The sequence below is a fragment of the Prauserella endophytica genome (assembly GCF_005146945.1).
Lineage (GTDB): Bacteria > Actinomycetota > Actinomycetes > Mycobacteriales > Pseudonocardiaceae > Prauserella_A > Prauserella_A endophytica.
Genome location: NZ_SWMS01000003.1, coordinates 40,955 through 64,214 on the forward strand (window position 1 = coordinate 40,955; position 23,260 = coordinate 64,214).

General features: G+C 71.3%; 23 protein-coding genes and 1 riboswitch. Of the genes, 8 read left to right on the forward strand and 15 right to left on the reverse strand.

The window, feature by feature from the left end:
• Positions 1 to 156: 156 nt before the first annotated feature.
• On the reverse strand, positions 157 to 1,638 hold the full coding sequence (locus FCN18_RS07280; RefSeq protein ID WP_228713727.1) for an AAA-type ATPase lid domain-containing protein: 1,482 nt from the start codon (positions 1,636 to 1,638) through the stop codon (positions 157 to 159).
• A gap of 120 nt (positions 1,639 to 1,758) precedes the next feature.
• Between FCN18_RS07280 and FCN18_RS07285 the strand changes: the two genes are divergently transcribed.
• The 4 genes from FCN18_RS07285 (at position 1,759) to FCN18_RS07305 (ending at position 5,989) form a co-directional block, all read left to right on the forward strand.
• Positions 1,759 to 2,772 carry an amidohydrolase family protein gene (locus FCN18_RS07285; RefSeq protein WP_113641478.1) on the forward strand — a complete coding sequence of 338 codons (1,014 nt, stop codon included), beginning with the start codon at positions 1,759 to 1,761 and terminating at the stop codon, positions 2,770 to 2,772.
• On the forward strand, positions 2,772 to 3,515 hold the full coding sequence (locus FCN18_RS07290; RefSeq protein ID WP_112269202.1) for an iron-sulfur cluster assembly protein: 744 nt from the start codon (positions 2,772 to 2,774) through the stop codon (positions 3,513 to 3,515). The genes FCN18_RS07285 and FCN18_RS07290 overlap by 1 nt, the downstream gene beginning before the upstream one ends.
• Positions 3,512 to 4,537 (forward strand): NAD(P)-dependent alcohol dehydrogenase, encoded by a 1,026-nt coding sequence (locus FCN18_RS07295; RefSeq protein ID WP_112269204.1) that lies wholly within the window; start codon positions 3,512 to 3,514, stop codon positions 4,535 to 4,537. The genes FCN18_RS07290 and FCN18_RS07295 overlap by 4 nt, the downstream gene beginning before the upstream one ends.
• Positions 4,538 to 4,798: 261 nt before the next feature.
• Positions 4,799 to 5,989: a fumarylacetoacetate hydrolase family protein gene (locus FCN18_RS07305; protein ID WP_137094043.1), complete on the forward strand. Its 1,191-nt coding sequence runs from the start codon at positions 4,799 to 4,801 to the stop codon at positions 5,987 to 5,989.
• A 22-nt stretch (positions 5,990 to 6,011) separates the two neighbouring features.
• On the opposite strand, the gene FCN18_RS07310 is transcribed toward FCN18_RS07305, so the two are convergent.
• The 7 genes from FCN18_RS07310 to FCN18_RS07340 form a co-directional block, all read right to left on the reverse strand.
• On the reverse strand, positions 6,012 to 7,004 hold the full coding sequence (locus FCN18_RS07310) for a transketolase family protein (RefSeq protein WP_137094045.1): 993 nt from the start codon (positions 7,002 to 7,004) through the stop codon (positions 6,012 to 6,014).
• Entirely contained in the window at positions 7,001 to 7,849 is an 849-nt protein-coding gene (locus FCN18_RS07315) for a transketolase (protein WP_112269210.1), read from the reverse strand. The genes FCN18_RS07310 and FCN18_RS07315 overlap by 4 nt, the downstream gene beginning before the upstream one ends.
• Positions 7,850 to 7,866: 17 nt before the next feature.
• The gene (locus tag FCN18_RS07320) at positions 7,867 to 9,186 is read right to left on the reverse strand and encodes an MFS transporter (protein ID WP_137094048.1); all 1,320 of its coding nucleotides are present in this window, start codon (positions 9,184 to 9,186) and stop codon (positions 7,867 to 7,869) included.
• An 11-nt stretch (positions 9,187 to 9,197) separates the two neighbouring features.
• Entirely contained in the window at positions 9,198 to 10,064 is an 867-nt protein-coding gene (locus FCN18_RS07325; protein ID WP_137094050.1) for an NAD(P)-dependent oxidoreductase, read from the reverse strand.
• Positions 10,065 to 10,148: 84 nt separating this feature from the next.
• Positions 10,149 to 10,847: a FadR/GntR family transcriptional regulator gene (locus FCN18_RS07330; RefSeq protein ID WP_137094052.1), complete on the reverse strand. Its 699-nt coding sequence runs from the start codon at positions 10,845 to 10,847 to the stop codon at positions 10,149 to 10,151.
• A gap of 143 nt (positions 10,848 to 10,990) precedes the next feature.
• Positions 10,991 to 11,251 (reverse strand): amphi-Trp domain-containing protein, encoded by a 261-nt coding sequence (locus FCN18_RS07335; RefSeq protein WP_112269218.1) that lies wholly within the window; start codon positions 11,249 to 11,251, stop codon positions 10,991 to 10,993.
• An 85-nt stretch (positions 11,252 to 11,336) separates the two neighbouring features.
• A complete protein-coding gene (locus FCN18_RS07340; RefSeq protein ID WP_113642213.1) occupies positions 11,337 to 11,981 on the reverse strand; it encodes a maleylpyruvate isomerase family mycothiol-dependent enzyme in 645 nt (214 codons plus the stop codon).
• Positions 11,982 to 12,127: 146 nt separating this feature from the next.
• On the opposite strand from FCN18_RS07340, the gene FCN18_RS07345 reads away from it, so the two are divergent.
• Genes FCN18_RS07345 through FCN18_RS07355 form a run of 3 tightly spaced genes read left to right on the forward strand, consistent with a single transcriptional unit; the run spans position 12,128 to position 15,661 of the window.
• Positions 12,128 to 12,619, forward strand: a complete 492-nt coding sequence (locus tag FCN18_RS07345) for an OsmC family protein (protein WP_206077835.1) — start codon at positions 12,128 to 12,130, stop codon at positions 12,617 to 12,619.
• A complete protein-coding gene (locus FCN18_RS07350) occupies positions 12,616 to 13,452 on the forward strand; it encodes an alpha/beta fold hydrolase (protein ID WP_137094054.1) in 837 nt (278 codons plus the stop codon). The genes FCN18_RS07345 and FCN18_RS07350 overlap by 4 nt, the downstream gene beginning before the upstream one ends.
• 49 nt (positions 13,453 to 13,501) lie before the next feature.
• Positions 13,502 to 15,661 carry a transglycosylase domain-containing protein gene (locus tag FCN18_RS07355; RefSeq protein WP_137094057.1) on the forward strand — a complete coding sequence of 720 codons (2,160 nt, stop codon included), beginning with the start codon at positions 13,502 to 13,504 and terminating at the stop codon, positions 15,659 to 15,661.
• A 106-nt stretch (positions 15,662 to 15,767) separates the two neighbouring features.
• On the opposite strand, the gene FCN18_RS07360 is transcribed toward FCN18_RS07355, so the two are convergent.
• From FCN18_RS07360 to FCN18_RS07400, 6 genes are all read right to left on the reverse strand, one after another.
• A complete protein-coding gene (locus tag FCN18_RS07360; protein ID WP_137094059.1) occupies positions 15,768 to 16,373 on the reverse strand; it encodes a GTP-binding protein in 606 nt (201 codons plus the stop codon).
• Positions 16,354 to 16,725, reverse strand: a complete 372-nt coding sequence (locus tag FCN18_RS07365) for a DUF742 domain-containing protein (protein WP_228713729.1) — start codon at positions 16,723 to 16,725, stop codon at positions 16,354 to 16,356. Before FCN18_RS07365 ends, FCN18_RS07360 begins: the two co-directional genes overlap by 20 nt.
• A complete protein-coding gene (locus FCN18_RS07370; RefSeq protein WP_112269228.1) occupies positions 16,722 to 17,156 on the reverse strand; it encodes a roadblock/LC7 domain-containing protein in 435 nt (144 codons plus the stop codon). The genes FCN18_RS07365 and FCN18_RS07370 overlap by 4 nt, the downstream gene beginning before the upstream one ends.
• A 31-nt stretch (positions 17,157 to 17,187) precedes the next feature.
• Positions 17,188 to 19,455: a sensor histidine kinase gene (locus tag FCN18_RS39010; RefSeq protein ID WP_158303068.1), complete on the reverse strand. Its 2,268-nt coding sequence runs from the start codon at positions 19,453 to 19,455 to the stop codon at positions 17,188 to 17,190.
• 63 nt (positions 19,456 to 19,518) lie between these two features.
• Positions 19,519 to 20,289 (reverse strand): MHYT domain-containing protein, encoded by a 771-nt coding sequence (locus FCN18_RS07395; RefSeq protein ID WP_112269611.1) that lies wholly within the window; start codon positions 20,287 to 20,289, stop codon positions 19,519 to 19,521.
• 377 nt (positions 20,290 to 20,666) lie between these two features.
• Positions 20,667 to 22,016: an aminotransferase class V-fold PLP-dependent enzyme gene (locus FCN18_RS07400; RefSeq protein ID WP_137094063.1), complete on the reverse strand. Its 1,350-nt coding sequence runs from the start codon at positions 22,014 to 22,016 to the stop codon at positions 20,667 to 20,669.
• A gap of 35 nt (positions 22,017 to 22,051) precedes the next feature.
• A riboswitch (SAM riboswitch) is annotated at positions 22,052 to 22,163 on the reverse strand.
• A 104-nt stretch (positions 22,164 to 22,267) separates the two neighbouring features.
• Between FCN18_RS07400 and ykgO the strand changes: the two genes are divergently transcribed.
• The gene (ykgO, locus tag FCN18_RS07405; protein ID WP_110337168.1) at positions 22,268 to 22,390 is read left to right on the forward strand and encodes a type B 50S ribosomal protein L36; all 123 of its coding nucleotides are present in this window, start codon (positions 22,268 to 22,270) and stop codon (positions 22,388 to 22,390) included.
• A gap of 48 nt (positions 22,391 to 22,438) precedes the next feature.
• Here the strand turns inward: ykgO and FCN18_RS07410 are convergent, their stop codons facing one another.
• Positions 22,439 to 23,239, reverse strand: coding sequence for a thioesterase family protein (locus tag FCN18_RS07410; protein ID WP_137094066.1), 801 nt, complete (start codon positions 23,237 to 23,239; stop codon positions 22,439 to 22,441).
• Between the last annotated feature and the right edge of the window lie 21 nt (positions 23,240 to 23,260).

The window sequence follows — 23,260 nt, forward strand, 5'->3', positions numbered from 1 at the left end:
TCCCGCCACGGCACCGCCCCTGTCGGGCCAACCCTAGCCCCCGGCACCGACAGGCATGACGTGCCCGCGCTCCCGCTGGAACCCCGTCCGCAGTGAAGGCCACCTTGCCTGCGTTGAACGCAGTGATGGTGGCCTTCACTGCGGTTCGGCCTCGAGCTAGGAGCGGCCCGGCAGTTTGATGCCGTACTGCGCCATCTTGCGGTAGACGGTGGCGCGCCCCATACCGAGCCGCTGCGCCGCCTGGGCGACGGTGGTGCCGGGCTCGGTGAGGCACCGCACGAGCTCGTCGCGTTCCAGCGCCTGAAGCCTGCTCAGCGGGCGGCTCGCCCCGGCGAACACCTCGGCGGGCAGGTGCTGGACGTCGATGACCTCGGCCCGGGTGGCCGCCTCGCGCACCACCTGACGCAGCTGCCTGACGTTGCCGGGCCACTCGTAGCCCTTCAGCGCGCGGGCGGCCGAGGGCGTGAACGTGACCGCGCGGTGCCGGTCGGTCAGGGCGAAGTGGTGGGCCAGCGCGAGCACGTCGTCGGGCCGGCCGCGCAGCGGCGGCACCTCGACCACCGCGTCCACCAGCGGCGTCAGTGGCTCGGGAAGGGCGTCGAACGACTCGGCCGTCAGCGCGAACGGCTGCAGGCCCTCACGTGTGCGGACCGACGTGAAGATCCGGGCCAGCTCCGTGGCCGCCCACGCGGGCAGCGTGTCGACTCCGGACACGATCACGCACGTGTCGTCCTTCTCCAGCTCGGGGGTCCACAGCGTCAGCCACGCCTCGACGTCCTCCGGCGCCGGCGTGCGGGCGCTCAGCACTCGTTCCCTCGCGCGCAGCTCACGCCGGGCCAGTGACACCAAGGCCGTCTTGCCCGCGCCTGGCTCACCCGTCACCGCCACGACCTTGCCCCGCTCCAGCGCGGCGCGGGCCTGCCCGACCGCGCCGGTCCAGCAGGGCGACAGCGGCTCGTCCCGGTGCTGCAGCCGGTCGGCGTACACGCGGAAGACCTCGCCCCTCGGGGTCGGCCGCACCTTGCGGCCCGACCCCCTGGCCAGCATCAGCGCCGCCGTGTTGCCCGCGGCGGCCTGGGCGAGTGCCAGCAGCAACTCCGACGACGAGTCCGACCAGGTCGTGAGGTTGACGCTGCCGGCGAGCCCGCCCGTGTGCGGATCGGGCACGGGCACGGCCGCGCAGGTGTAGCCGCGCAGGCCCGTGCAGAAGTGCTCCTCGGCCCGCACCAGTGACGGAGCGCGATCGGCGAGTGCCAGCCCGAGGCCGTTGGTGCCCGCGTTGCGCTCGGCGAAGTAGAAGCCGGGGGCCAGGTGAACGCCGTCGAGCGAGCGGTTGATGGCGGAGTCGTTGCACAGCCTCGCCAGCACCAGGCCGTCACCGTCAGTGATCATCAGGCTGATCGGTTCGTTCGCGAGCGTGGTCTGCAGGCCCCGCAGCACCTCGGTGCCGCACTCGTAGAGCAGCGAGCCGGTGTCGACCGAACCGGTGAACACGGGACGCATCTCGTCCTCCGTGAGGCCGTACCGCTCGCTGCGCAGCCAGGACGCGCGCAGGCGCGGCGCCACGGCGACCGACTTCTCCACATCGACCTCCCTGGACGCGACGTTGCGACCACGGCAACGGTACTGGCCCGTCACGCGACCTCCACCATGCGCGATGTCTCAAACTGAGACAAGTGGGTGGTCCCCGGCGAGCGCCGGTGTGCCTAGCGTCCCTGCCGAACGTGTCAAGGCTGCCACGGACCTGGAGGAACGCACATGTACAGCAAGGACGGCGAGCACTACTTCATTGTGGACGCCCACATCGCGCTGTGGGACGCGCGGCCGGAGAACCAGCTCAACATCCACGGCAAGCAGTTCATCGACTGCTTCTACGACTACCACCGCAACCTGAGCCCGGAGTCGGAGCAGTGGACCTACGAGGAGTACCTCTACCAGGGCGGCGAGCGCCTGATGAAGGACCTCTTCACCGACGGTTACGTAGACCACGCGATCTTCCAGCCCGCCCACCTGGGTGCGTTTTACCGCAACGGTTTCGGGCAGACCGAGGAGGCCTTCGCGCTCGCGCGGCGGCATCCCGACAAGCTCACCTACAACCACTGCTGGGACCCCCGGCACGAGCAGGCCGGGCTCGACCAGCTCCGGCGCGACGCCGAGCGGTTCGGGCTCAAAGGCGTGAAGCTCTACACCGCCGAATGGCAGGGCGACTCGCGCGGCTACAAGCTCGACGACCCGTGGTCGTACCGGTACCTGGAAGCCTGTCAGGAGCTGGGGATCCGCAACATCCACATCCACAAGGGACCGACGATCCGGCCGCTCGACCGGGACGCCTTCGACGTCGCCGACATCGACAAGGTCGCCACCGACTTCACCGGCCTCAACTTCGTCGTGGAGCACTGTGGCCTGCCCCGGCTGGAGGACTTCTGCTGGATCGCCACGCAGGAACCGAACGTGCATGCCGGACTCGCGGTAGCGATGCCGTTCATCCACACCAGGCCCCGGTACTTCGCGCAGATCATCGGCGAGCTGCTCTACTGGCTCGACGAGAACCGGATCCAGTTCTCCAGCGACTACGCGCTGTGGACGCCGCGGTGGCTGGTCGAGGCGTTCGTGGACTTCCAGATCCCCGACGACATGACCGAGTACGCGCCGCTGACCGTGGCGCAGAAGAAGAAGATCCTCGGCCTGAACGCGGCGGCGATGTACGACCTCCCGGTTCCCGAGCAACTGCGGTTGCCGCGTGAGGAGCCGCAGGCCGTGGCGGTGGCGTGATGGTCACCGAGGAGGAAGCCTTTGCCGCCCTGCACACGGTGGTCGACCCCGAGCTGGACGAGCCCATCACCGATCTCGGGTTCGTGCGTTCGCTGGACGTGGACGGCCCGAACGTGACCGTCCACCTGCGACTGCCGACGTCGTTCTGCGCGCCCAACTTCGCCTACCTGATGGCCTCCGATGCCAAGGACGCCCTGACTGCCTTGCCCGGTGTCGGAAGGGCGGAGGTGTGGCTCGACGACCACCACGACTCGGAGGTGATCAACCGGGGCCTCGCCGAGGACGCCGGATACCGCGGCACGTTCGGCGCCGAGGCTGAGCATGACCTCGACGAGCTGCGGCTGACGTTTCGCCGCAAGGCCCACACAGCCGCGATGGAACGTGCGTTGACGCAGCTGCTCAGGGCGGACCCTCGGCTGTCCGAAGAGGACCTCCACGACGTCACCATCGCCGATCTGCCCGAGGGGGCCCAGACCGAGGGGTTGTTGCGGCGGCGCGAAGCGCTCGGACTCGGCACCGGACCGGCGGAACCGGTGCTCGTCGACGACCACGGCGCGCCCTACCCGCGCGAGGAGGTGCCCCTGCGGCTGCGCTTCGCGCGCTCGATCCGGATCTCCATCGACGGCAACGCCCACTTCTGCCGGGGGCTGCTGCGCACCCGCTACCCCGGTTCCGGAGAAGACCAGGCGCCTCGCGCGCCCGAGCCGTTTTCCACCACCACGGTAAGGACGAAGGCATCATGAAGGCAGTACAGGTCGTCGGCTACGGCAGGAACCTCGAGCTGGCGGACGTTCCCGCCCCTGAGGTGACGGGCCCGCACGACGTCATCGTGAGGATCGGCGGTGCGGGCGTGTGCCGCACCGACATCCACATCCTCGAAGGCCAGTGGGCGGAGAAGTCCGGCGTGACCTTGCCCTACACGATCGGGCACGAGAACGCGGGCTGGGTGCACGCCGTCGGCAGCGCCGTCACCAACGTGGCGGAGGGCGACAAGGTGATCGTGCACCCGCTCATCACGTGCGGGCTCTGCCGGGCGTGCCGCGCCGGCGACGACGTCCACTGCGCACAGTCGGCGTTCCCCGGCATCGACACGAATGGCGGGTACGCCGAGTACCTCAAGACGTCCGCGCGCAGTGTCGTCCGGATCGACGACTCGCTGGAGCCCTCCGACGTGGCCGCGCTCGCCGACGCCGGGCTCACCGCCTACCACGCCGCCGCCAAGGCGGCGCGCACGCTGCGGCCGGGGGACCGGTGCGTGGTGATCGGCGCGGGCGGGCTCGGGCACATCGGCATCCAGGTGCTCAGGGCGATCACCGCGGCGGAGCTGATCGTGGTGGACCGCAACGCCGACGCCGTGAAGCTGGCCGTTTCGATCGGGGCCGACCACGGCGTGGTGGCCTCGGGCGGACAGGTGGACGAGGTGCTCGGGCTCACCGGTGGCGATGGCGCCGAGGTGGTGCTCGATTTCGTGGGCGAGGGCGGCGCGACCGGGGACGGCGTCGCGATGCTGCGCAGGGCGGGCGACTACCACGTGGTCGGGTACGGCGAGAACATCGACGTGCCGACCATCGACATCATCTCCACGGAGATCAACTTCATCGGCAACCTCGTGGGCTCCTACACCGACCTCTGCGAGCTGATGGTGCTCGCCGCGCAGGGCCGTGTCCGCCTGCACACCAGCAAGTACCCGCTCGAGAGGTTCCAGGACGCACTGGACGATCTCGACGCGGGCCGAATCCGCGGCCGCGCCATCCTGACCCCCTGACCCCCTGACGCAGCGCGAGTCGTGCGCTCGGGCCCGCGAGTCGTGCGCTGCGGGACGGGCACCTCGCGGTGCCGAACGCGGAACTCGCCGTCGGGAGCGGGGAACTCGCGGGCGGGAGCGGGGGACTCGCGGGCGGGAGCGGGGGACTCGCGGGCGGGAGGCTCGCCGCGCTCGACGGTTGAGCGTCCGGGTCTTGATCATCCGGTCCTGGCCGGACATGCTCGGTGCCGGAACCGCCCGAGCCGACCGGAAGCAGGTGCCATGGCCGCCAACTCGTTGCTTGAGCTGACCGCCGACGCGACGTTGCCCGCTGACGGGTTCGCCGGGACCCTGCTCGGCCGGGCATGGAACCCGGCCGTCGCCGGGCCGTCGCCGGTCGCCGTCCGCGCCGACGGGGTGGTGGACGTGTCGCACCGGTTCGCGACTGTCGCCGACCTCGCGCAGGCCGGCGACCCCGCGCGGGCGCTCGCCGAGACCGACGGCGAGCGGCTCGGCGACGTGGACGAACTGCTCGCCAACACGGTCACCCATCCCGGCGATCCGGCGCGAGCGCGGTTCCTCGCACCCGTCGACCTCCAGCCGGTGAAGGCCGCGGGCGTGACGTTCGCGATCTCGATGCTGGAACGGCTGATCGAGGAACGCGCGCTCGGAGACCCCGGCGCGGCGGCGGAGATCCGGCGGGAGATCGGCGAGCTCGTCGGCTCGGACTTCTCCCGGCTACGGCCCGGCTCCGCCGAGGCGGCCGAGCTCAAGCGGCTGCTCGTCGAGCGCGGGGAGTGGAGCCAGTACCTGGAGGTGGGGATCGGGCCGGACGCCGAGATCTTCACCAAGGCGCTGCCGCTGTCCTCGCTCGGCACCGGCGGCAGCGCCGGGGTGCTGCGCACGTCGGAGTGGAACAACCCGGGGCCCGAGATCGCGCTGCTCGTCGACTCGGCGGGCCGGATCGTCGGCGCCACCCTCGGCGACGACGTGAACCTGCGCGACTACGAGGGCCGCTCCGCGCTGCTGCTGCCGAAGGCGAAGGACAACAACGCCTCGTGCGTGCTGGGCCCGTTCGTCCGGCTCTTCGACGACACGTTCGGCCTCGACGACGTCCGCACCACCACGGTCACGCTGGAGGTGACGGGCCTGGACGGCTTCACGCTCACCGGTTCCTCGGCGCACAGCGAGATCAGCAGGGACCCGGCCGACCTGGTAGCCCAGCTGATCGGGCCGCAGCACCAGTACCCGGACGGCGTGGTGCTCATGCTCGGCACGATGTTCGCCCCCGTGGCCGACCGCGACGAGCCCGGCGGCGGGTTCACGCACAAGGAGGGCGACCTCGTGCGCATCTCGGCGCCCCAGCTCGGCACTCTCACGCACGACGTCCGGTTCTGTGACGACTGTCCACCGTGGACCTACGGGGTCACGGCGCTGATGCGCAACCTCGCCGCGCGTGGCCTGCTCAGCTGAGCGGGCCACGCGCGGGAGAGGGTCAGCGGTCCAGCTCGCCGAGCACCTTCGTCACCACGGTGTCGGTGGCGAGGCCGTAGCGCTCGTGCAGGGTGGGCAACGCGCCCGCGGCGAGGAACTCGTCGGGCAGCGCGATCGGCACCACGCGCTTGCCGAGACCCCGGGAGACCACGGCGGAGGCGACCGTCTCGAAGAGGCCGCCCACCACGGTGTGGTTCTCCAGGGTCACCACGAGCCGGTCGCTGTCCACCTCGGCCAGCACCGTCCCGGCGTCGAACGGCTTGATCGTGGGGGTGTGCACCACCGCGACGTCCACCTTGTGCCGGGCCAGCCGCTCGGCCGCCTGCAGGGCACGCATGGTCATCAGTCCACTGGAGACGAACACGACATCGGCGCCGTCGCGCAGCACGGCGGCCTTGCCGAGCCGGAAGGTGTAGTCGTACTCGTCGAGCACCGTGGGCACCTTGCCGCGCAGCAGCCGCAGGTACGTCGGCCCCTCTGCGGCGGCCAGCTGCGGCACCGCCTGCTCGATGTCCACCGAGTCGCACGGGTCGACGATCGTGAGGTTCGGCATGCCGCGGAAGATCGCGACGTCCTCGGTCGCCTGGTGGCTCGGCCCGTAGCCGGTGGTGAGCCCGGGCAGGCCGCCGACGATGTTGACGTTGAGGTTCGGCTCGGCGATGTCGAGGCACAGGAAGTCGTACGCGCGCCGGGCGGCGAACACGCTGTAGGTGGAGGCGAACGGCACGAGGCCCACCTCCGCCATGCCGGCCGCGGCGCCGAAGAGCAGCTGTTCCGCCATGCCCAGCTGGAAGAACCGCGTCGGGTGGGCCTGCGCGAACACGTGCATGTCGGTGTACTTGCCGAGGTCCGCGGTGAGGCCGACGATCCGGTCGTCGCGCTCGGCGAGAGCCGCCAGCGCGTGCCCGAACGGGGCGCTCGTGGTCCGCTGGCCGGGATCGGCGAACGACGCGATCATCGCCGACGTGGTGAGGCGCTTGGTGGCGGTGGTCATCGTGCTCCCTCGTATCCCTCGGACAGCTGCTCGCGGCACAGCTGCCATTCGTCCTCGTCGATGCGCATGAAGTGCGCCTTCTCCCTGGTCTCCAGCAGCGGCACGCCCCGGCCGATCCTGGTGTCGCAGAGGATCACCGACGGCCTGCCCACCGGCCGCGCCTGCTCGGCGGCGGCGTCGAAGGCGGCCAGCAGCGCGTCGATGTCGTTGCCGTCGACGCGCTGCGTGAACCAGCCCGCCGCCTCCCACTTCTCCTCGGCGGGCTCGATGCCGAGCACATTCTCGGTGGGGCCGTCGGCCTGCAGCGCGTTCATGTCGACCATGGCGGTGAGCAGGCCCAGCTGGTGGTGGGCTGCGCCCATCGCGGCCTCCCACGTCGAGCCCTCGTCGAGCTCGCCGTCGGAGAGGAAGTTGAAGACGCGTTGTTCCCGGCCCTTCAGGCGCAGGCCGAGTGCCATGCCGACCGCGACGGTCAGCCCGTGGCCGAGCGAGCCGCCGGAGATCTCCATGCCGGGCGTGTAGGAAGCCATGCCCGACATCGGCAGACGGGAACCGTCGGAGCCGTAAGTCTCCAGCTCGGTCACCGGCACAGTCCCGGCCTCGGCGAGTGCCGCGTAGAGCGCGATCGCGTAGTGCCCGGTGGAGAGCAGGAACCGGTCACGCTCCGGCCAGTGCGGGTCGTCGGCGCGGAAGCGCAGCTGGTCCACGTAGGTCACGGCGAGCAGGTCGGCGACGCCGAGTGCCTGTCCGACGTAGCCCTGCCCCTGCACCTCGCCCATGTCGAGGATGTGGTGGCGCATGCGGTACGCCGCGTCCCGCACCTTCTCGGCCCTGGTGGTGGTCATGGTGTCGGTTGTTCCTTTCAGCTCACGGCCGCGGCGGGCCGGTCGGCGTCCTCGACGGTGGTGGCACCGGTCCTGACCGGCGCGGTTTCCCGCGTGAACGCGGCGGCGACGGTGGAGACCACGCCCAGCAGGACGAACAGGAGCGCCGGACCGGTCCAGCCGATCCAGCCGTACAGCGCCGTCGCGAGGAACGGCAGCAGCCCGGCGACCATCGACGCGCCGTTGTAGCCCAGCGAGATGCCCGACGAGCGCACGTCCCGCGGGAACTGCTCGGAGAACCACGACGACTCGACGGCGAAGATCGGGTCGTGCGAGAACAGCAGGCTGAGCGTGACCGCGACGATCACCATGATCAGCGCGCCGGTGTTGACCATCAGGAACATCGGGATGCCGAACGCGATCGTGAACAGCGAGCCGATGAGGAACACCGGTTTGCGGCCGATCCGGTCCGACAGCGCGCCGAACAGCAGGTGGCTGCCGAGGCCGAGCGCGGAGCCGACCATCGTGCCGATGAGCACGCTCTCCTTGTCGGTGAGCGAGGCCAGCACCACGTAGGACAGCAGGAAGCTCGTGGTGACGTAGTAGCCACCGGTCTCGGCAAGCCGCAGCGCCATGATGCGCACGATGACCCGCCAGTCGCGCCGGATCACGTCGAGCGCCGGCGCCTTGCGGATCTCCTTGCGCTCCTTCATCTCGGTGAACTCGGGCGACTCGGAGATCCGCATCCGGATGAACATGCCGGCCGCGATCATGACGATCGAGAACAGGAACGGCATGCGCCATGCCCAGTCGCCGTCGAACAGCGCCTCGGACAGCAGGAACGCACCGTTGGCGAGCAGGAGGCCCGCGGGGATCCCGATCTGCGGCACGGCGCCGTAGAAGCCGCGCTTGCGTTCGGGGGAGTGCTCCACGGCCATCAGCACGGCGCCGCCCCATTCGGCACCGAAGCCGATGCCCTGCAGGATGCGCAGCAGGATCAGCAGGATCGGCGCGAGCGCGCCCACCTGCCCATAGGTCGGCAGCAGTCCGATGAGGACGGTGCCGATGCCCATGACGGTGAGCGACCACAGCAGGACCTTCTTGCGGCCGATCCGGTCGCCGTAGTGCCCGGCGAGGTAGCCGCCGAGCGGGCGGAAGAAGAAGCCGACCGCGAGGGTGGCGAAGGAGGCCAGCACACCGATGAGGTCGTTGCCGGAGTGGAAGAACACGTTGCCGAAGTAGGCGGCCGACGCGGTGCCGTAGATGAAGAAGTCGTAGCTCTCCACGGCGGTGCCGATCATCGAGGCCACCGACACCTTGGCCGGGTTGTCCTTGCGGGAATCGGGGACAGCGGACATGACGGCTCCTTCTACTCGGTCCCGGCGTAGGTCTCGATGACGCGCGAGTCGTCCCGCTGGACGAGCCCGGCGGCGGCCGCGCGGTCGTAGTGCTCCCTTGCGACGTCGAGCAGCGGAGTCTCGGCGCCCGCACCGCGGGCCGCCGAGGCGACCAGGTCGCTGTCCTTGACGAAGATCCCGATCGTGCTCGTCACCTCCACGTCGGTGCCCTGGAGCATGCGCGGACCGCGGTCCGACAGCATCCACGAGCCTGCCGCGCCCTGCTCCACGAGTGAGAGCACCTGCTCGCGATCGAGGCCGAGCCTGCCGGCCAGCGCGAGCGCCTCGGCGGCGGCGACGATGTGGACGGAGCACAGGTGCTGGTTGACGACCTTGATGGCCTGGCCGTCGCCGATCGCGGCGCCGACCTCACGCACGGTGCCGAAGCAGTCCAGCACCGGGCGCGCGGCCGCGATCTCGTCCGCCGGGCCCGAGGCGAAGAGCGTCAGCTCGCCGGTGCGGGCGCGGGCGACGCCGCCGGTGACCGGGACGTCGAGCACGCGGGCGCCGGCCGCGGTGAGCCGCGCGGCCTGCTCGCGGACGGAGTCGGGGCCGACCGTGCTCATGACGATCCAGCGCTGCCCGGTCACGTCGCCGGTGAGCGCCTCGCCGACGAGTGCCGCCAGCTGGCCCGGCCTCGCCACCATGACGACGACGAACTCCGAGCGCGGCGCCTCGGCGAACGCCGCGACCGCGGGGATTCCGTTGTCCGAGGCCCATTCCCTGGCCTGTGGAACGGGGTCGACGGCGACGACGGTGTGCCCGGCGGCGGCCACGCGGCTCACCATCGGCCTGCCGATCGCGCCTGCGCCGACGAACACGACGGCGGATTCGCTCATGGAGGTTCTCCTGTTTTCGGGTAGGGGGCAGCCACACCCGCGCTCGATGCCGCTGAGCGGGGCGTTGGGGAGTGGGGTCGTGGGTCAGCCGGTGCCGGTGAGCGACGCCCAGACGTCGAAGTGGCGCCGCATGGCGGTGCGGGCGCCCTCGCCGTCGCGCTCGCCGACGGCCTCGACGATTCCGTAGTGGACGGTGTCGATCACGCGGGTCTTGCCCTCGGTGAGCGGTTCCCGTTCCACCGCCGCGCGGCGCCGGTCGATCACCTCGGTGCGCAGCACGTGGCTCAGCCCGTCGTGCAGCAGGCTGAAAATCGGGTTGTCGACGATGTGGAAGAGGCGCCGGTGGAACTCCAGGTCGGCCTCGAGCGCGCGGTCGTCGTCGCCCTCGCTGCTGGCGCGCACCATGTCGTCGACGAGGCCGCGCAGGTCGTCGACGTCGTCGGCGGTGGCGAGGCGGGCCGAGGCCTCGGCGACGGAGATCTCCAGCATCTCGCGGGCGGAGCGGAACTGGTTGCCGCTCAGATGGCCCAGCTGGCTGGAGAGGTCGAAGTAGAGCTGGAAGAAGGTCGCGTCGGGAGCGCCGAGGTACGAGCCCCGGCCCTGCGTGCGATCGAGGAAGCCCAGCATCTCGAGCATCGACAGCTGCTCGCGCAGCGTTCCCCTGCTGACCTCCAGCGAGGTCACGAGCTCCCGTTCCGTGGGCAGGCGGAGCCGGCCGGTCTCGGGCTCGGGGGTCGCCTGCTCGGCGAGGCTGCGGACCAGGAAGGAGAGGTCCACGCCCATGCACCCACCTCCATGTAGGGCTTTGGTTTAACCAATGCGGCCACATTAGGCGCGGGTTATCTGCATGTCAAGCGATTGGTTAAACCTATCTCGGAGGTGTGCGGGTCTCCCGGACGACGCCGCCCAGGAGACCCGGCACCACCTCAGACGACCGGCTGCTCGCCGTCCTCGTCGTCACTCTCCTCGGTGAGCGTCCACTTGAGCTGGAACTCGATCTCCTCCTCGCCGTCGCCCCGCTCGTGCTCGACGGAGAACTCGGCACGCGCGGGCACGCGGATCCGCTCGCCGGCGATCTGGATCCGGAACGGCGTCTCGTTCTCCAGCGCGTCGGCGAGGCGGCGCAGTTTCGCCACCACCTCGCTCGTGGAGTAGAAGCGTTCGACGTCACGTGAAGCGTCGGCCACGGTGACCCTCCGATTCTGGGCTTTCGCCCGCAACTGGCTGACTCGCGCATTCAATCGGTGCGCCGCCGGCGCAGCGCACCGGGGGTCAGCGGAGCCGGGCCAGCAGCGTGCTCGCGCCGGTGCCGGACAGCTCGTCGTCGGCCACGGGCCTGCCGGTGAGCACCAGCAACAGTGACTCGGCCGTGGCCCTCACCTCGGGACCGCTGCCGTGCGACCACGGGAGGTCGGAGGCGACCAGCCGCAGCCCGCGCATCGCTTCGCGCGCGTTGCCGCCGATCGTGATCGTCATCGGCCACCGCATCGTGGCGAAGAGGTCGGCCACGATCGGGAACGCGGCCGGGTCGAGTGGGCCGGCCCGGCCGAGCGGGCGGCGGATGTCGAGGGCGTGCACCACGGCGTCGGCGAGCGCGGCCGTCTCGGGGGTGCCCGCCGGGCGCGCTCCACTGGCCGCGTTCTCGCGCAGCTGCGCCAGGATCGCGTCCCTGCCCCGCTCCGCCCAGCGCCGTGCGGCGTCGGCGCTGAGCCGGTTGACCCGGAAGCCACTGCGCAGGAGCAGCCCCAGCATCTCCCGGGGGCCCTGCACCGGCGCCCACGCCAGGTGCGCGGCGACGTCGCGCACCGTCCACCCCGCACACAGGGACGGCACCGCCCAGTCGTCCGGCGCCAGGCCCTCGAGGAAGTCCGCGAGGCTCAGCCGTTCCGCCCGCACCAGCGCGGCCAGCTCACCCATCGCCGGAGTATCGCACCACGCGACCCTTGTGAACAGGCGCGACCGGGACGACACTGAAGGTCCGAGGCCGGTCGCGACCGTCCACAGTGACCGTAGGCGCCCGTGTGATCCGGCCGCGTGGCCACGAGTGTGACCGGGAGGCCGCCGTGCTGAGTGTCGTTCTCGAGGAGCACCTGGCCAAACTCACGGCGGACCCGGCTTCGGCCGCGTCCGCGCCTTCGGCCACCGCGACCCCGATGCCCGGGGAGCAACGCGTGCGGGTGGAGGGCGGCCCGTTCGCGTGGTACGCCGACCTGCCGAGGGCGGTCGGCGGCGGCAACTGCGCGCCCAGCCCCACGCTGTACCTGCTGGGCGGGCTGGCCGCGGGTGCGGTGGCGTTCATCCGGGACGTCCTCGCGCCACAGTGTGACGTGCGGCTCCACGACGTGACGGCGGTGGCCCGGTGCGAGGAGGACCTGCGCGGACTCGCCGGGGTCGCGGGCGCCGAACCGCGGCTGGCGGGGATGTCGCTGGACATCCGGCTCGACTCGCCGGATCCGGAGCCACGCCTGGAGACGCTGCGCCAGGCGTGGCTCGACCGGTGCCCCGTCTACCTCGCCCTGCGAGAGCCGGTCGCCGTCACGGTCACGTGGTCATGAGCGCACCGCCCGCCACTCGCCGGGTCGCGCTCGCCACCGGCGTCACCCTCGCGTTCGCGGAGCGGGGCGAGCGCTCCGGCGTGCCCGTGGTGCTGCTGCCGGGCTACGCCGACTCGCATCGGTTCTACGAACCGCTGCTGCCGTACCTGCCCGGTGCGCTGCACGTGTACGCGGTGACCCCGCGCGGCCACGGCGACTCCACCAAGCCCGAGCACGGCTACGCGCTCGCCGACTTCGCCGCCGACGTGCCCGCGTTTCTCGACGCCGTGGGGCTAGAGCGAGCCGTGTTGCTCGGGCACTCCAGCGGCGGGCTCGTCGCGCAGCGCTGCGCGATCGACCGGCCCGGCCGGGTACTGGGGCTCGTGCTCGCGGGTGCGCCGCGAGGGCTGCACGGTGTGCGGCCGCCGTTCGCCGCCACGGTCGAGCGCATGACCGATCCGGTGGGTCCGGACCTCGCCAGGGCGGTGCTGGGCGCCATCCCGGTGACGGCCGCGCTGCCGGAGTCCTTCGTCGGGGAGATGGTGGCCGAGAACGCGAAACTGCCCGCGCACGTCTGGCGCGCCGTGCTCGCCGGGCTGACCGGGGCCGAGGCGCCGACCGAGACCGGTGTGATCACCGTGCCGACGCTGGTGCTGTGGGGCGAGCGCGACACCCTCCTCGGCCGCGGGGAGCAGGAGCGGCTGGTCGCCGCCACGCCGGGGGCACGGCTCGTCACCTACCCCGATGCCGGGCACCTCGTCGCCTGGGACGTGCCCGCCGCGCTGGCCGCCGACGTTGCCGCGTTCGCGCTGGGCCTGTGGCCGCCGATACCCCACGCGGTGGCGACACGGTGAGGTCAGGGGATCACCGGAAGCCAACGTCGCCTTGCGTACCCTTGCGCACGTGCGTATGCGGGACGGCCTTTTCAAAATGCTCGGTCTGTGTCTGCTCGCCGGCGTGCTGGTGGCGGGGATCCTGTTCCCGGTCGTCGGCGCCGCGGGGGTGATGTCGAACGAGGCGAGCGACACCGTGGAGTCCATGTCCTCGGACCTTGCCGACGACCCGCCGCCGCTGGTGACCACCGTCACCGACCGGGAGGGCAACCCGATCGCGACGCTGTACGACCAGTACCGCATACCGACCACGCCGGACCAGATCTCCGAGGCCATGAAGTGGGCCCTGATCTCGGTCGAGGACAGGCGCTTCTACGAGCACCACGGAGTCGACTGGAAGGGCACGCTGCGCGCGGCGATCAGCAACACCTCCGGCGGCGACACACAGGGCGCCTCGACGCTGACCCAGCAGTACGTGAAGAACTACCTCATCAACGTCACCTACCGCGACGACCAGCTCGGTCAGCAGCGGGCGCAGGAGGCGACCATCGCGCGCAAGCTCAAGGAGGCGCGCGTCGCGATCCAGCTCGAGACGAAGATGAGCAAGGAGGAGATCCTCGCCGGCTACCTCAACGTCGTCGAGTTCTCCCGGCAGATCTACGGCGTCGGCGCCGCCGCGCACGCCTATTTCGGCACCACGCCGGACAAGCTCACCGTCACGCAGGGCGCGCTGCTGGCCGGCATGGTCAACAACCCTGTCGCCAACGACCCGTGGAACAACCCGGAGCGGGCCACGGAGCGGCGGAACTTCGTGCTCGACAAGATGGTCGAGAACCGCAAGCTGTCCGAGGAGGACGCCGAACGGCTCAAGGCGGAGCCGCTCGGCGTGGTGCCGAACGGCCCGGAGAAGCCCGCCGCGAACTGCGTGGGCGCGGGTCCCGAGCACGGGTTCTTCTGCCAGTACGTCGAGGACTACCTGCTCGAGCAGGGCATGACGAAGGACGACCTCTACACCGGCGGATACACGATCCGCACGACGCTCGACCGGGAGGCCAACCACCTCGCCAAGCAGTCGGCCGAGGAACAGGTCGGCAAGATGGAGGACAACGTCGCCAACACGTTGTCGCTGGTGAAGCCGGGCCAGGACCGCCACGAGGTGGTGGCGCTGGCAGCCAACCGCGACTACGGGCCCGACGCGAGCGCCGGGCAGACCGAGTACTCGCTGCCCTCCGACGTCGCCAACGTGACCGGCGCCGGGTCGAGCTACAAGATCTTCACCGCCGCGGCGGCGATGGCGACGGGCAAGGTGGGGATCTACGACACGATCCAGTCGCCGAGCTCCTACGTGTCGCAGGTGTTCAGCGGCAGTCCCGCGCCGTGCCCCTACATCGCGCCCTACACGCGCGGCTACTGCGTCACCAACGCGACCGAGGGCGGCAGCGGCTCGATGACGCTGCAGACCGCGTTGCAGACCTCGCCCAACACGGCTTTCGTGATCCTCGAGGAACAGGCGGGCATGAAGGCCGTCGTCGACATGGCCAGCAAGCTCGGCCTGCGCAAGACGATGGCGTCCAACGCGGCGAACGGCGGCCCGGTGAACCCCGAGGCGGAGAGCCAGGAGCTGAGCCAGAGCCAGACCCAGTTCTTCGGGCCCACCGCGAACTCTCCCGGCAAGGGCTCCTTCACCCTCGGCGTGAGCCCCACGAGCGGGCTGGAACTCGCCAACGTGGCCGCGACGATCATGAGCGGCGGCGTGTGGTGCCCGCCGACGCCGATCGGCGAGATGACCGACCGCGACGGCAACCCGGTGCCGATCAAGGAACAGCCGTGTGAGCAGGCGGTGCCGGAGGGGCTCGCCAACACACTCGCCGTGGGTATGAGCAAGGACGACCTGCCCGGCGGCACGGCGGCGGCCGCCGCCCAGGGCGTCGGCTGGAACCGGCCCATGATCGGCAAGACCGGTACGACACAGGTCAACGGCTCCGCGGCGTTCCTCGGCGCCACGCCGCAGCTCGCGGGCGCGGCGATGGTGTTCCGGCCCGACGTGCCCAACGGCGGTCTCTACGACGGCGGGCCCGGCAACGTCAGCGCCGTCCCCGCCGACAGCGGCAACATGTTCGGCGGCAAGACGCCGGCACGCACGTGGTTCGGCGCGATGAGCAAGATCCTGGAGGGTGAGCCCGCGCTGCCGCTGCCCGCCAGCGACCCCAGGTACGAGCGCTTCGACTGACGAGTACCTCGGAGGCGGCTCGCGTGCCGGTGGCGGAGCCGGAGACCCCGTGCCGGAGCCGGTCGACGGCGCAGGCGCAGGCGGCTCCGGCACCGCTGAGCCGGAGCTAGCGACCGTTGGCGTTGGCGTTGGCGTGGTGCTGTCGCCGTGCCAGCTCGACCACGGCGATCAGCACCTCCTTGGCGGAGGTGCGGTCACGCGCGTCGCACAGCAGCACCGGCGTGCCGGGGTCGAGATCGAGCGCCGCGGCGACCTGCTCGACCCGGTACCGCCGGGACCCGTCGAAGCAGTTCACCGCGATCACGAACGGGATCCCGCGCCGCTCGAAGTAGTCGACCGAGGGAAAGCAGTCCTCGAGCCTCCGGGTGTCGGCGATCACCACGGCGCCGAGCGCGCCGTGGCTGATGTCGTCCCAGAGGAACCAGAACCGGTCCTGGCCCGGGGTGCCGAACAGGTACAGCGACAGCCGCTCGTCGAACGTGATCCGGCCGAAGTCGATCGCGACGGTCGTCGTGGTCTTGCGCTCGACGCCGTTGGTGTCGTCGATCCGGGCTCCGGCCTGGCTGAGGGACTCCTCGGTGCGCAGCGGGCGGATCTCGCTCACCGCTGCCACCATGGTCGTCTTGCCCGCGCCGAAGCCTCCGGCGATCACGATCTTCAGGGCGGTGAACGGGGCGCGGCGGGTCGGCCGCTCAGAGCGCACGAAGGCCATCGAGGACTTCCCTCAGGATCTGGTCGTTGGGCAGTCTGCCCGGTGGATTCGGCTGGGTGACGCGGACGTGACCGGCGTCGAGCAGGTCGGCGATGAGGATGCGGGCGACGTTCAGCGGGAGCCCGGCCCTGGCGGCGACCTCGGCCACCGACAGCGCGCGGTCGCGGCACAGTTCGAGGATCGTTGCCTGTTCGGGGCTGAGCGTCAGGTCGTACTCGGGGCGGGTGCCCGCCAGCACGAGGGCGATGACGTCCAGGTACTCGCCGACCGGGCGGGCGCGCCCCTTCGTCAGCGCGTACAGCCGCACCATGGGACCCGACTCGTCGCCGTACCAGCGCCCGGTTTCGCTCACGGGCCGGTTCCCTCCTGCAGCACCGGGTGGCCGTTCGCGCGTGGTGCGGTGTAGAGGTGCTCGCCGACCCGGCCCACCAGGCGGGCCATCTCGTAGGCGACGAGCCCGATGTCGCTGCCGGCCTCCGCGAAGGCCGTGAGGCACGTGCCGCCGCCGGCCGTGATCACGAACAGGAACCCGCCTTCCAGCTCCACCATCGTCTGCCGGGCGGCGCCGGCGTCGAACTGCCTGCCGACGCCCTTGGCCAGGCTGTTCAACGCCGACGCGACGGCCGCGAGGTGCTCGCCCTCCTCCCTGCTCATGCCCGTCGACGTGGCCATGGGCAGCCCGTCGTCGGACAGCAGCAGCGCGTGCCTGACGCGGGGCGCGTTGCCCACCATCTCGTCCAGGAGCCAGCTCAGCTCCTGGCTGCTGTCGGTGGCCTCGACCATCCGTTCTCCTCCATGTTTGCCACAGGACGCCTCACTCGTTGCGCCCTCGGATGAAGCCCCGCTGCAGGGCGGACATCGTCGCGCGCGCCTGCTCGGGAGAGCCTTGCGGTGCCGGGGCCGGGCCAGCGGACCGCTCCGTCTCGGTGCGCAGACCCGGCGCGAGGCTGGCCTGCCTCCTGCGCCTGGGCAGGCCGCCGGTCTCACCGTCCACGATGGGTGGCGGATTCTCGGGACCCGGCGCGAGCTGCCGCGCCGGCCGTGGGGGAGCGGGCGGCGGCCGATCGGGAGCCGGACCGGCCGGGGTGGGTTCGGGCGCGGCGGCGACCGCGGCGGGCTGCCTGGTGACGACGGCGCCGCGCACCGGGGCCTCCGGCTCGGCGATCGTCGTGAGGATCGAGTTGGGCAGCAGCAGCACCGCGGTGGTCCCGCCGTAGGCGGAGCGGCGCAGCGTCACCGAGATGCCCTGCCGGTTGGCGAGTCTGCTGATCACGAAGAAGCCGAGCTGGTCGCGGTCGAACAGGTCGAGCTGGTGTGCCTCGGCGATCCGCCCGTTGGCCTCGGCCATCGACTCCGGCCGCATGCCGAGACCGCGGTCCTCGATCTCGACGACGAAGCCCGCGCCGACGGGTTCGCCGTGCACCAGCACCGTTGTGTTCGGCGGCGAGAACGACGTCGCGTTCTCCACCAGCTCGGCGACCATGTGGGTCAGGTCGGCGACGGCCGAGCCCTGCACCGCTACGTCGGGCATCCGGCGCACCTCGACACGCTGGAACTCCTCGACCTCGGCCACGGCGGCGCGCAGCACGGTCAGCAGCGGAACCGGCTCGCTCCACACCCGGCCCGGCGTGGCGCCGGACATGATGATGAGCCCTTCGGCGTGCCTGCGCATGCGGGCGGCGAGGTGGTCGAGGCGGAACAGGTCCTCAAGGTCGGCGGGATCCTCGATGCGCCGCTCCATCGTGTCGAGCAGGCTGAGCTGGCGGTGCACCAGGGACTGGCTGCGCCGGGCCAGCGTGACGAACACGCCCGAGACGCCGGTGAGCAGCTCGGCGCGTTCGGCCGCCGCTCGCAGGGCGGCGCCCTGCACGGCGTTGAGCGCGCTGCCGACCTCGCCGATCTCGCCGTCGCCGGGCGGGACCACCGGCACGTCGTCGACGTCGATCTTCTCGCCCGCCCGCAGCCGCTGCATGGCCCTCGGCAGGCGATTGCGGGCCAGCTCGAGCGCCGAGTCCCTGAGCCGTACAAGCTCCAGCACGTGCTGCCGGCCGATGCGCACGGAGATCACCAGCGCGAGGACGACCGCGAGCAGACCGAGTGACACGGTCACCGCGCCGCGCGTCAGCGCCGAGTCACCCGCCTGCTCCGCCGCGGCGGAAGCAGAGGCCGAGGCCGCCGCCCGCACCGCACCGAGGTCTCGGCTCACCGACTCCATCGCGGCGCTCCAGCGGCCGCCGAACGCGGTGCCGGCAGCGGCGCTCCCGGTGGGGTCGGTCAGTATCTCGTCCTGGAGCGCGGTGAGGGAACGGTACGAGTCGTCGGCGAGCAGCCGCTCGTACCCGGGCAGCGCGGCCGGTTCGAACCCCGTGCTGAGATCGGTGGCGAGCAACCGCTGCGCGCCGACGGCGTCGCCGAACGCGCGGCCCTGGTCCGCCGTCAGCTCGCCCGCGGCCCGGGCGGACGTCACCACGGCGTCCTGCCTCGCCAGCATCTCGCCGAGGCGGGCTAGCGGCAGCACCGCGTTCTCCGGCAGTCCACTCTGGACGTTCGCGAGCGTGGCGTCGAGGGAGAACACCTCCTGGATGGCGGTGGAGTAGCCGGTGAAGGCGGCCTGCCAGTCGCGGGCGCCCTCGCTGGCGCGCAGGCGCGTCAGCGCCTCCTCGATGGCGCCCAGTCGTTCGCTGACGTGCGGGGCGAGGCTCGCGATGTCGGCGCTCGTGAGGGCGACCCCGGTGCGCAGCGCGTGCAGCGCGGCCTCGGTGTCCGCGCGTCGCCGGTCCAGCTCGGCCTCCGCCCCGGCGTCGGGCCGGGCGAGCAGCACGGCGGCGGCGCGCTCGGCGCGAAGGCCGCCGACGAGGCCGTCCACGGGCCCGGAGAGCTCGGTGGTCAGCTCCCTGGCCTGCCGCAATGTCCACGCGTCCTGCACCGTGGACACGGTCGCCAGTGCCCACAGCACCATGAGCGAGACGACCGGGACCAGCAGCAGGGCGACGATCTTCGCCCGAATAGTTTTCGGGCGTAACCGTAGCAGAACTGGTTGCGGGCGCGTTTCTGCGGCGTGCAAACCGTGACGCACGGACATGCATTCTCCATCTGGGAGCAAATTAAAATCAGGGTGCGACGCGACGTAAATTCGCGGGCTTCGTCAGAGGGCGAGCCGGGAACCGGCCCGCTCCGATGATTTTTCCACCTCGTCGGTGATTTGCGACGGCCGGGCGGAAAGTGCGACGAAAGCCGAGGTCAGGAACAGATAGGAACCGAGCACGACGGTCAGCGGGAAGATGAACTGCATCGGTGTAGCGCCCGGGGTGGCTGCGTGCGTCGCGTGCACGTCGACCTCGACGGCTGCCATGCCCGTGTAGTGCATCGCGCTCACGGCGACGCCCATCACCAGCGAGGCGCCGACGGCCGCCACGGGGCCCCGGATCGTCAGCGTCGCCCACAGCGCCGCCGTCGCCGCGGCGATGGCGATCATCACCGACAGCGCCACCACGACGGGGTCGTAGCTGACGTCTCCGGACAGGCGCATAGCCGCCATCCCGAGGTAATGCATTGCGGCGACGCCGATTCCGGAGACGAGTCCGCCGAGCAACACGGCGACGGTCCTCGACGAGAGGTAGCCGACGGCGAAGACGCCGATGCCGACCACGACGATCGCGACGAACAGGCTCAGCACGGTGAGTGTGACGTCATAGCGCACCTCGGTGCCGGTGACGCCAAAGCCGAGCATCGCGATGAAGTGCATCGTCCAGATGCCCGTGCCGATCGCCATCGCGCCGTTGATCAGCCAGCCGCGCCTGCTGCGGCCATCCGCCGCGAGCGCGCGGACCATGCACCGGAGCCCGAGCGCGCTGCCGACACAAGCCATCACGTAGGAGAGAACGGGGGTTATCCAGCCGAAACCGAGCTCTGTCATCGAGCCGATCTGATTCATTTGTCGTCCAATCGAAAGAATCTCCTCCTCCCCCGAGTTTCGCTGGAGCAGGACAATAACTCAGTTCTGTTGAAAGATACAACAGTACTGTGAAGTAGGTTCATAGTTAGTTACTGGCGGGAAGGCAGAATTACCGGTCAGAGATCGACATGTGATTTATCTCCCGTTGACCACAATTGTCGTATGGGTTTGCGTGGGGCGCGGGGCCAAGCGGGTGGCCGTGCTCCGTTCCGGTCGACCTGCTTGGTCCGCGCGCCTGAGGACGTGCACTGCGCCGCCCGAGTCGAGGACGCGCCCCGGGGTCTCTGGTCCACGCCGCGCGCGCCGCGTGCGGACCGAGCCGTTCTACCCCGCCTGACTCAGCCGAGAAAACCCGGTAGCGGACGGGGATCCGGGCTCGGCGCCCACCGGCCGTCGGTCTCGGCGTAGGTCCACCGCGGGCCCCTTTCCGTGATCTCGCGCAGCGCGGTCACCAGGCGGTCGACGTGCTCGCGTGTCGTCCCGAGCCCGACGCTGACCCGCACGGCCTGCTGCCCGTCGCCGCCGCTCGTGGCGATGAGCCTGCGGGTGGCGATGTGCGCGCAGAAAGCGCCGTCCCGCACGCCGATGCCGTGCTCCGCCGACAGGACGGCGGCGATCAGTCCGGGGGAGACGTCATCGATCGCGAAGGAGACCGTGCCGACGCGGTCGCCATCGTCGTCGAACAGCCGGAGGACACGCAGGCCCGGTACCGAGGCGAGGCCGCGGTCGAGCCGGGCGAGCAGGTCCGCCTCGTGCGCCTCGACGCGGTCGCGAACCGAGGCCAGTTCCGTGCAGGCGACGCCGAGCGCGTACGCGCCGACGGTGTTGGGGGAGCCGGCCTCGTGCCGTTCCGGCCCGGTGTTCCAGACCACGCCGAGGCCGTCCTCGTGCCCGGTGACGAGTTTGCTGGCGCCACCACCGGCCAGGTACGGCTCGGCGGCCCGCAGCCAGTCGGCCCTGCCGACGAGCGCGCCCGCCCCGAAGGGCGCGTAGAGCTTGTGTCCGGATAGGACGACGTAGTCCGCGTCCAGTTCGCGCAGCGACACGGCGCGGTGAGGGGCCAGTTGGGCGGCGTCGACGGCGATGCGGGCTCCAGCGGCGTGTGCGGCCTGCGCCAGCTGGGCGATCGGCAGCACCTCACCGGTCACATTGGACGCTCCGGCGACCACGACCAGCCGAGGACCTTCGGGGCAGCGGCCGAGCGTCTCCGCGAGCACGCGCACGGCCTCGTGCCGGGCGCGCGGGGCAGGCACGCGGTACACGTGCCTGCCCCGCCACGGCAGCAGGGCGGCGTGGTGCTCGGTGTCGAACAGCACCACGGCCGTGCCCTTCGGGACGGCGCGGGCGAGCAGGTTGAGGGCGTCGGTGGTGTTGCGCGTGAGGACCACCGTGTCGGACGACCGCGCTCCGACGAACGCGCCAACGGCCTGCCTGGCTCGCTCATAGACCTTTGTGGACACCTGCGAGGCGAACCCGGCGCCGCGGTGGACGCTCGCGTACCACGGCAGGAACTCGTCGACCGCCCTGCGCACGGCGGAAAGACACGGCGCGCTGGCGGCGTGGTCGAGGTTGGCGTAGCCGATCTCCCCGCCGGTCACCAGCGGCACGCGCAGGTCGTCACCCGCGGTGCCGGGCACGGCGGGCGGGATGACGGTGGCGAGGGCAGGGGGTGCGAACGTGACGGACATGTGGCCTCCTCGGTGGGTCCTGGGACCCGGTGAGGGGCCCGCGCTTGCCCGCCTGTTCCGGCGAGCCAGGTCGTCACCCGGGGCACCCCACCACGGTAGGAGGGTTGCCGGCCAGCAAGCCGGGGCTTGACGCTGGCGCTCATGACCTAGCGGAGAGGCTACCTCACGATGCGGCGCCTGCGCGAGGGTGTTCGCGGCCGGGGTGAGTATAATGAAAATCGTTGTCAACAACAACGATGAAGGGAGTGGCCGTGAAGGTCCGGAAGTCGTTGCGCTCACTGAAGAACAAGCCGGGTGCGCAGGTGGTGCGCCGCCACGGGAAGGTGTTCGTCCTCAACAAGCGGGACCCGCGCTACAAGGCCCGACAGGGCTAGGGCGCGTCTGCCGATCCCCTCACTGGGCAGCGGGTCGGGCGACGCGCCCTATGGCAGGCGGACCCCTGCGAGCTGCGTCGCCTGGGCTACGAGCCGGTCCTTGCTGTCCCACGCCTCGGCGACCTCGTCCATCCGGTCGCCCGCGACGACGCCGGCCCGCATCCGGACGCGCACGGGGCCCGGAGCCGGTGGGCGCCGCAGGTAGGCGCTGATCTGCAGGGTCGGCGCCCACCCCGGGATGCCGAGGTCGTACGACACCGGTGGCACGGGGTCCAGCGCCACCAGCAGGCTCAGCGGGTCCCAGTCGGAGCCGTCCGCGAGCCGCTGCCAGCCCGAGATCTCGCCCTGGCGCGACGGGGTTCCGCCGAGGAAGCCGAGCGGGCGCGGGTCGAGCCGCTGTTCCACCACCTCCATGAGGTCCACCCGGAAGCCCGCGCCGGGCGCCTCGGCCGGAACGCGCACGCACTCGTGCTCCGGTGGGAGATCCGCCGGCGTGACGCCCGACCAGTAGGGCTCGTGGTCGGCGAGCGGGCCGAGTGTCAGGAGCGCCTCGGCGCACGGGGTGCCGTCCTGGCCGAGCCGCACGCGGGACTGCGTCAGCCCCTTGCCCGCGCGCAGCACCTCCACCGACACCCGCGCGGGCCCGGCCTGCGGCGGCACCGCGAACGACGCGCTGACCGCGTGCGGATGGGCGTGCGGGCCGACCTCCGTGGCGGCCCTCGCCATCGCGGCCAGCAGGTAGCCGCCGTGCATCCGGCCGCCGACCGTCCACTGGGGATCGAGGTCCACGGTGAAGACGCCGGTGCCCGGCTCGCGCGTGAGCGCCGTGGCCTCATGGAAGCTGCCCATGCGCTCAGATTGACAGCGTCA